The 6401-nt window shown below is 44.2% G+C and carries 7 protein-coding genes; all 7 read right to left on the bottom strand.

Features of this window, described 5'->3' with window-relative positions:
* Nucleotides 1–167 precede the first annotated feature (167 nt).
* Nucleotides 168–1028 (bottom strand): ORF6N domain-containing protein, encoded by an 861-nt coding sequence (locus M0P91_RS14865; RefSeq protein WP_295069214.1) that lies wholly within the window; start codon nt 1026–1028, stop codon nt 168–170.
* Nucleotides 1025–1843: a transposase gene (locus tag M0P91_RS14860; RefSeq protein WP_295069212.1), complete on the bottom strand. Its 819-nt coding sequence runs from the start codon at nt 1841–1843 to the stop codon at nt 1025–1027. The genes M0P91_RS14865 and M0P91_RS14860 overlap by 4 nt, the downstream gene beginning before the upstream one ends.
* The gene (locus M0P91_RS14855) at nt 1824–2081 is read right to left on the bottom strand and encodes an ATP-binding protein (RefSeq protein ID WP_295069209.1); all 258 of its coding nucleotides are present in this window, start codon (nt 2079–2081) and stop codon (nt 1824–1826) included. Before M0P91_RS14855 ends, M0P91_RS14860 begins: the two co-directional genes overlap by 20 nt.
* Before the next feature lie 51 nt (nt 2082–2132).
* Entirely contained in the window at nt 2133–2651 is a 519-nt protein-coding gene (bioV, locus tag M0P91_RS14850) for a pimelyl-ACP methyl ester esterase BioV (RefSeq protein WP_295069206.1), read from the bottom strand.
* Complete coding sequence (locus M0P91_RS14845) at nt 2638–4317, bottom strand: AAA family ATPase (protein WP_295069203.1); 1680 nt, start codon at nt 4315–4317, stop codon at nt 2638–2640. Before M0P91_RS14845 ends, bioV begins: the two co-directional genes overlap by 14 nt.
* Complete coding sequence (mtaB, locus tag M0P91_RS14840) at nt 4292–5536, bottom strand: tRNA (N(6)-L-threonylcarbamoyladenosine(37)-C(2))-methylthiotransferase MtaB (RefSeq protein ID WP_295069201.1); 1245 nt, start codon at nt 5534–5536, stop codon at nt 4292–4294. The genes M0P91_RS14845 and mtaB overlap by 26 nt, the downstream gene beginning before the upstream one ends.
* A partial coding sequence (locus M0P91_RS14835; RefSeq protein WP_295069198.1) for a mechanosensitive ion channel domain-containing protein occupies nt 5533–6401 on the bottom strand: 869 nt, incomplete at its 5' end. The genes mtaB and M0P91_RS14835, both read right to left, overlap by 4 nt.

The raw sequence follows: 6401 nt of genomic DNA, 5'->3' as shown, positions 1-6401 counted from the left end.
TAACTCCAGTCATAATATTGCTCAAACACTTTCTGCATCCGATCTAAATGTTCCACTCAAACTCACTTTTTCAACTCTCTAAGCCATTTTCGTTCCTATACTGTCGTGGAGTGAGAAAAAATAGCTAAAAAACGGCTAAATTTTTTGTGTTTTAGAGATTTGGATTCTCATCTTAATCTCCCCAAAATCTCTAAAGCATCCATCTCAAATTTCGAAAATGCAAACCATTTTTTACCCAAATCTTTGAGACTTGCTCCGATGTGGTACATTTGTGAACTATCGATAATCAAAAATCTATCATGGGTATTTTTAAACTCTAAAAGTTCTATGTTCTGATATTGCGCTTGGCATTTTTGATAATCGAGAGCTAGTTGTTTGCTAATGGTTTGGGTATAGATTTTGATTTTTAGATTAGGGTATTTACTAAAGAGGGTAAAAACACTATCGTCGATGTAGTTGTCGATCAGCACGATTTCATTTTTCGCACTTTTGAACAAATCATTGACGAACACATACGCATCGTAAATTTGTCCGTCGAAAAATATCCCATGAGATGGTTTTAAGGTTTTATCTTCAAGGGCTTCAAAAAGTTTGTCAAAATTTTTATCATGAATCGATAATCTTTGTTCAATTCTTTCAAATCGTTCAAACATACCACTATTTTGCGAGATAAATTTTCGCATAGTTGCAAAAGTTCTTATGATTGATACCGTAACTTGCGAAGCAACCTTACTTTTTAAGATAGTCGCCAACATATAAATACCTTGTTCGGTAAAAACTTTTGGGTTTGTTCTTGTTTTGGCAAAATTTGCGGTCGAAATTTTCGACCGCAAATCTTCAAACTCATTATCAGTAAGTTCAAAATAAAAATCATCTAAAAATTTATCGTGATTGTTGCTTACCGCTTCGTTTATTCTTTTTGTCTCTACTCCATACAGCTCCGCCAAGTCTCTATCGAGCATTACTTGAAGCCCTCGAATGGTGTGAATTTTATTTGAGACGGTATCAGTGGTGGTTAAATTAGTCATTCAAAAACTCCATAAAATCTCGGGGGTGGGGTTTTAACCCCGCCTATATTATTTTCCAATACTAAAGTGTTAGTCCCATTCGGAAGTGAGGCTTTAGCCTCGCTATTGTTTATCTCACCTATTTTCAGTGGATTATTTTTAATATACTCATACACCACCAAAAAATGATTTTCATTCCTAATTGCTTTATCGTAATAATCATCAGCCCAAAACTTTCCATTTTTACCTAAAAGCTCATTGATTTTTTTAGCGCTTACACCTTTAATCATCTGCATAACCTTACTCAAACTTTCCAATGGTTTAAAAAGAATATGCACATGATTATTCATAACACAAAATGCTACAAGCTCATAAAGCTTTTTATCATTACTGATTAAAAAGTCAAATAAATATTTCAAAATATCATTTTTAAGGTAAGCCCCTTTGATAGATACATCCAAATATTCATCTATCTTTTGTTGTTTTTCTTTATTGCTCATAGCGGGACTAAAATCCCACTTCCGCACAAATTCATCAACACTCTCAAATGTTCTAAATGTCACAAACTGATAATACCCTTTCAAATCAATATGTGGCAAATGAGTATACTTTCTCGGAAATGGGGTTTTAACCCCGCCGCCGCCTACATTACTTTCCGACACTGAAGTGTCAGTTCCGATTGGAAGTGGGACTTCAGTCCCACCTAAATTGCAATCTCTTCGGAAGTTGGACTTTAGTGTCACATTGGCTCCCTCCATCTTCTCTTTTTGCGGGGTTAAAACCCCACTTCCGTTTTTCATCATGACCACACACCCTTTATCCGTTTTTGACTTCATGAATCTCTTTAAGGGTGATATGGTTCGTTATGTGATTGGCGATTTCTGCTTTTAGACTGTGGAGCTTCGCTTGATCATGGCGAAATTGCGTCCCGACGATACTTTTGTCTTTGTCTTTTACACCAAAAATGAGCCATGCTTCATCATGCCCTTTGAGGTTGGCTTCGTTCGAAAGAGCACTAAAATATTCACCCAAAGAGTCAAAATCGTAACCATTCTTTGCTTCTTTAAACTCCAAAACTTCCGTTTCTAAATTTTGAGATAAAAAGGTATTTATTTTCACCCATTTTTACAAACATTCCTCTAAAAAATGGTTGGCGCGGTTGATCGATGTTACCGTGGCGTAGGGGATAAAAAACTCTCTCGCTCCGGCCACATCGATCACACGATCTTCAAGACCGAGGTAGACTTCGATCCGTATCCCTTTGGTTTTAATCGTCTGCATCAGCGTATCGTCCCACACAAAATAGAGCAGTTCACGCAATTGATGCTCGTTTGCGTCAGGGTCAAGCGCAACTTCCCCTACCGGGCACGGGGCAAAACAGCTCTCGATAAATTTTCCGGTATAGCCGATGGGATCGTTGAGATAGGCTCCCATCTGAAGCCGCCGGAATGACTCTTTTTTGGTCTGAAAAAAAGCGGGGGAAAAAAGCTGAAGGGTATCGATCCGTTCCTCGGCTCCTGCGGCGTAACGCGCCGCTTTGATCGCTCCGTAACTAAATCCGGCAACGGTATAATCGCTCCTTTTAAAAAAAGGGGTAAAAAAAGGGTGATCGTTGCACAGGGAAAACCCGCTATGAAAAATCATGAATGGTTACCTGTGCCAATGCTTTGGATATCTGTTCGTATTCATTTAGAATCTCTTCAATCGCGTTGAGAGCACTCTGATGACGGGTTAAAAGGGTCATCGTCTCCTGATAGAGACGATCAATGAGCCACCGTTCATCGTCGGAAGAGGGGATCAGTGATTGTCCCATACCGTATTCGTATACCATAGAGTGGACCATTTCGTACACCAGTTTCAAATCGTGCGAGGCGTTCGAAGCGTGCTCTTTGAAACGAAGATCGCACGCTACGATCCCACCCAAATGGATCCGGACATGGGACTCAAGCTCGTGTTTGAGACGCGGCTGTGCAGTCGGCGGGGTAATATGATCGTTGCTAAGGGTGATCTTCTCGTACGGCAGATCAAACCACGTCGCCGCAAAAACTTTCCCGGCCTGATATCGTGCATGATACAAGCGCTGCTCGGGAGTCAGCATCGCTATTTTTTTCTTACCGAAGATCACTTTATCTTTGACGGCTAAAAAATGTTCGTGCGTCACCTGTAACTCATGCTGACGCAAACAGAGCAATGCCGCTTCATTGACCAAGGCTGCCAGAGCGGCACCGTTAAAGCCGACCGTCATTCTGGCGATTTCATCAATATCAAGTTCATGGGGTATATTTCGCAAATATTTCTCAAGTATCGCAATCCGTTCGGCTGCGGTCGGAAGTTCAACAAAAATTCGCCGGTCAAATCTCCCGGCACGCAACAGAGCATTGTCCATCACTTCAATATTGTTGGTCGCGGCAATAACGACAATCCCGCTGGTCTCCTCAAATCCGTCCATTTCCGTCAGCAATTGATTAAGGGTCCCTTCCCGTTCATCATTTCGGCCGCCGTCACGTTTTTTACCGACGGCATCAATCTCATCGATAAAAATAATCGATGGGGCATTTTTCTTGGCAGCCGAAAAGAGTTCACTGACCCGCTTCGCCCCCATACCGACATAAATTTGAACAAAAGAGGCTCCGCTTTGGTAGAAAAAGGGGACATCCGCCTCGGCGGCAACCGCTTTGGCAATCATCGTTTTTCCGACCCCCGGAGGGCCGACCAGCAATACTCCTCGCGGCATTCGTGCACCGAAGCTGTAGTAGCGTTTGGGATTGCGGAGGAAATCGATAATCTCTTCTAGTTCCTCTTTAACGTCTGTGATACCGCCGATATCGCTGAAGCGAACATTGGATTTCACCGGAACGATACTGCCGGAGGGCGCTTCGGTGTCGATCGCTTTTGTCACTAGCGGTTCAGACCCATCCGTATCCAAAAATCCGAGTTTGGTTTTCCAGACCCAATAACCGCCGGTTCCGAAAACAATCAGAAACAGAAAAATCCATCCCCATCTCGATCCCCCTTTCGGCTCAATTTTTAAATGGGCGGTCAATTCCGAGGGGAGTTGCGAGGTAGCGATTTTGACCACACCCGCCTCTTTGGTAGAGAAGTACGTATACCCCTCATCCGCAACGACTTTTTCGATCTGATCGGATTCGATCAGCTTAATCGCTTCATTGAGAGTTATCGTCGCAACGCCGTCACGCAAAAGCGCATACAGCAGCAACACCAGAAGGATTCCTCCGGAGAAGGCAAAAATCAGCTGATTACGGTTTAATTTCAGATTCTTACGGTTAAAATTTGGCCATGTTATATTCATTGTATACCTCATAGTGTTCCAATGTAATCCAGTTTCCGCTGAGATCTTCGTTTGACTGAATAACGGCTTTGTTATAAAACTGATCATACCCGATGTACGACCCGTCCGATTCCGATTCGATCAATACCTCAAGCGGCGTCGTGATGTTCCGTCGAAATTCCAGATTATTGGAGGCGATCATAGCGTTCAGCTCTCCCATTCTACGGCTTGCCACGGTACCGTTTACCTCAGGCTTCATCGTCGCCGAGGGGGTACCGTCGCGTTTAGAAAAGGTAAAGGGGTGGATATGGGTCAGATGCAGCTGCGCCGCATTGCGCATCGCCTCATCCCATAACGCATCGCTCTCTCCCGGATGACCGACGATAAAATCGGTCCCGAGGGCAAACCCTTTTGCGTGTAACATTCCGAAAAGTTCTGCATCGCTCTCAAAGCGGTTACGGCGATTCATAATTTTGAGCATCGTGTTGGAGCTGTGCTGAATCGCAATATGAAGGTGGCGTTCGAGCCACGGCTCATCCAAAATTTCACGAAACGACTCGTTAATCTGAATCGGTTCCAAGCTCCCGACACGAATACGACGGACACCGCGGATCCGCGCCATTTTTTTCATCAGTTCCGCAATACTGTGCCCTTCACCCTGACCGTAGCTCCCCACGTTGGTCCCGGTCAAAACAAATTCCCCGAATCCGTTGCCGGCCAGACGATTCACCTGTTCAAGAATTTTCGCTTCGTCCATACTCCGCGCATCCCCACGTACATAGGGGATAATGCAGTAACTGCACCGAAAATTGCACCCCTCTTGTATTTTGATAAAGGCGCGTGATTTTCCGACAAATTCATCGACAATTGCATCATCGATGTAATTGAGATCCCCGATTTCATAAAACCGGTTCTCTTGCGACAGCAGAGTATTGATCTTCATTTTTTCCGATTGTCCGAATACTCCGTGTACTTTTGCCGCTCCAAAAAGGCTCTCCCCTTTGGTATGGGCACCGCATCCGGTCAAAAACACTTTTTTCTCTTGCCGCTCAATCTGGTTGATGTATCCGCGAACGCTCACGTCGGCACCGTTGGTCACGGTGCAGGAGTTGACGACCACGATATCGGCTTGCGACTCATCTTCGGTCACGTCGTAATCTTTGAGGGCACTCATCATCACCTGCGAATCAAAAAGGTTGGTCCGGCAGCCGAAGGTTTTAAAATAAACTTTTTGTTTCATGATTCTTCCATTGGGGGAGGCTGTTTTTTAACAATCCGTCCGGTATAAAACGTTTGGGTCGGATAGGCGATCGTAATATCGTGTTCCGCATTGAAGGCATCCACAATCTCGGCGGAGATCGTACTGCGCAACGTCAGTGTCGCATAGGCATTGGTAAGGTACCACGCACTCACTTTCATTCCATTCGATTCAATAAAGGTAAACACACGCGGTTCGACATTCGTATTTTTCAAACTGTAGCGGTCACGCAGCTTATTGAGCTGTTTACGGGTGATGTCGGTGTACCCTTTGGAGTATTTTCGGCAAATCTCTTTGACAATGTGAGCCGCCTTTTTGTGGTTGGAATCAAAGGTGATCATTATGTCAATTCCGTCCCACACCGTTTTGAGGGCTCCATGGGTATAGTTGGCAATTAACGAAGTAAAAATATAATTGTTCGGAACAAAAATAATTCTCCCCCCCCGGCGGTTCTGTTCGACGGTTGTCAGCGTCACGTCTTCCATGATCGTGATCCTTTGCAGGGAAATATCCAGTACGTCCCCCACATAGACCATTCCGTCTTTCTCGACACGGATTCGGTCTCCGACATGAATCGCCCCCCCTACGATAATGACGAGCCATCCCAGAATCGACATAAACCAGTCTCGCATAGCGATCGCAAGACCGGCTGAGGCAAATCCGAGCACCGTGGCAAGATACCCGACATTGTCGATGTAACTAAACAGGAGGATCAAAATAATAAACGTGACATTGATAAAGGTGACGATTTTATTGGCGGTATAAAACCGCTCATTATCGGTAATATAGCGTTTTGCGATCCGTTTTAGGAGAAAGGAGAATCCGAACAAAAACAGAATGATCACAC

Origin of the sequence: Sulfuricurvum sp., from assembly GCF_023229695.1 — a bacterium.
In the GTDB taxonomy this organism is placed as follows: domain Bacteria; phylum Campylobacterota; class Campylobacteria; order Campylobacterales; family Sulfurimonadaceae; genus Sulfuricurvum.
Note: the sequence above shows the minus strand (reverse complement) of the source record. Positions and strands in the feature narration are given on the sequence as shown.